The sequence below is a fragment of the Christiangramia lutea genome, assembly GCF_022489035.1.
Classification (GTDB): Bacteria; Bacteroidota; Bacteroidia; order Flavobacteriales; family Flavobacteriaceae; genus Christiangramia; species Christiangramia lutea.
Map to the genome: position 1 here is coordinate 1 of NZ_JAKVTV010000020.1, position 1893 is coordinate 1893.

At 37.2% G+C, this 1893-nt stretch carries 2 protein-coding genes; one reads left to right on the forward strand and one right to left on the reverse strand.

Features of this window, described 5'->3' with window-relative positions; translation table 11 throughout:
• On the forward strand, positions 1–746 hold a 746-nt coding region (locus ML462_RS15945), incomplete at its 5' end, for an IS110 family RNA-guided transposase (RefSeq protein ID WP_240714829.1).
• Between the two features lie 672 nt (positions 747–1418).
• Here ML462_RS15945 and ML462_RS15950 read toward each other — a convergent pair.
• Entirely contained in the window at positions 1419–1580 is a 162-nt protein-coding gene (locus ML462_RS15950; protein ID WP_240714830.1) for a hypothetical protein, read from the reverse strand.
• Positions 1581–1893: the final 313 nt, after the last annotated feature.

Below are 1893 nucleotides of genomic sequence, written 5' to 3' on the forward strand. Positions count from 1 at the left end.
TTGTGAATCCACTTTCGGTGAAGCGTTTTATTCAGATGAAACTCTCTAAAATCAAGACTGATAAGAGTGACGCCAAAGCGATCTGTGAGTATGCCCAGGCCACAGAAGTTCCTTTGTATACCGCCAGGAATGCAGTTCAGGCAGAATGTTTGCAGCTGCTGAGTCTGCAGGATCTTTACCTGAAACAACGCACAGCAGTGAAGAATAAGATCCATGGGGAGAAAGCTCTCGGGACACCTTCTAAAACGGTAAGTAGATCTCTTGTTAGAATGCTGAAGCAAATAGAGAAGGAACTGGCCCAGGTCGAATCCAGGTTGGAATCCCTAGTCAGGAAAACCCAGGAAGAACAACTGGAGCAATTAACCAGTATTCCGGGAATGGGAAAGAAGACGGCGATGTTATTGATCGTTCTCACAGACGGATTTGCCAGTTTTGAGAATGCCAGGCAACTTTGCTGTTTTACAGGGATTACACCGACGATCAGGCAATCCGGAACCAGTGTAAGAGGACGCAGTCGAATTAGTAAGGTAGGCAATCGAAAACTTCGCAATTTACTATTCATGTGTAGCTTTACTGCTTGCAAAACCAATAAGGCCTGCAGGGAAATTTATGAGCGAATTGTTGAGAAGGGTAAGAGTAAGAAGCTAGCATTAATAGCCGTATGTAATAAGCTCCTGAAACAGGCATTTGCCATCGCCAAATCAGGAACCTATTACCAAGAAAATTATTTATCGAAATCAGCTTAAAAGGACTTGGATTTCACCTTAGTTCTTTGTTACATAGCGTTGCGACACGTCTGAGTAAGTTCTAAAAACGACCATTGCCGCGATAGGGCACCAATAATTACAAATGTTAGCATAATTAAAAGAAAACTTTGTTCTTTCCTGGATCTATCTTTAGCACATTTTAATTTTTTAAAGTCCGTGTTAGAATTATGAAAAGGACTTATTTTGAATTTTCATCTTAGTGAATTGTCTCTTTTTTAGTTTTTTTATTCTAAAATTATTTAGTTGAATTTTTCTATGAAAGGAGGTCGGTTTTAGGCAAATTTCGTTCAGGACTTTTTCAACAATTTTCTTCCTTTTCTAAAATTTTTTATAGGACGAAAGTCGGTTTAATCGAATTATTATACAGCACTTTTTTATTTGAAATTGCCGGAGTTAATATCTTGTTTTTCAGTCGGAGCAATGCTTTGTAACGGTCTCGGTTATCGCCAGTTGGCGGAGTAGGGGACACGGATTTGTCGGCTTAGTATTGGTTTGTTGGTCAAGTTAAATATTTTCTTTCTAACGCTGCCGGCTATTGGCGATGAACCGTTGTTACATAGCGTTGCGACACATTCGAGTAAGAACCAAAGATATGCCGATGTTGCGGATAGGGCAGTAATACGTAAGTTCTTATTTGGAATTATTTGTCAATTAAACTTTTTCTTTTTTAAATTTTCCAATTATAAGCAAGGCAATTCCTATACCTAATAGAGCTCCGTATGCAAAATCAAATTTTTCACTTTCGATAAAATAATCTAATGTTATTCCTATAAGTACTAGTATAAGACCAGTAATTCTAGCTTTGGTAATCATTTTCTATTTATGTTTTATTTAGTTCGAAAATAAGTAAGTCAATGTTTATTTTTTATGGTTTTTCTCTTTTTTTAAAATTCACCAGGATTTTCTACTGAAGATAAGTCTGTCACTTCAATTTTTCAGCAGAAATTTTATTTTAAATTTTACAGTTTATATCTCGTTTTTTAGTCGGAGCAATGCTTTGTAACGGTTTCGGTTATCGCCAGTTGGCGGAGTAAGGGACGCGGATTTGTCGGCTTATTATTGGTTTGTTGGTCAAGTTAATTATTTTCCTTCTAATGCTACCGCTTATTGGCGATTAACCGTTGTT